1 rRNA gene is annotated in these 255 nt (G+C 56.9%); it reads right to left on the bottom strand.

What is annotated here, in order from left to right:
• Positions 1-255, bottom strand: a 16S ribosomal RNA gene (locus AC6LJY_RS28030); the annotation flags it as partial.

Below are 255 nucleotides of genomic sequence, written 5' to 3'. Positions count from 1 at the left end.
GATCAGGGTTTCCCCCATTGTCCAAAATTCCCCACTGCTGCCTCCCGTAGGAGTCTGGGCCGTGTCTCAGTCCCAGTGTGGCTGGTCGTCCTCTCAAACCAGCTACGGATCGTCGCCTTGGTGAGCCGTTACCCCACCAACTAGCTAATCCGATATCGGCCGCTCTAATAGTGCAAGGTCTTGCGATCCCCTGCTTTCCCCCGTAGGGCGTATGCGGTATTAGCTACGCTTTCGCGTAGTTATCCCCCGCTACTA

Source organism: Achromobacter sp. RT286_PF, assembly GCF_059760425.1.
The sequence above is the reverse complement of the archived record's forward strand: the minus strand, read 5'-3'. Positions and strand labels throughout refer to the sequence as shown.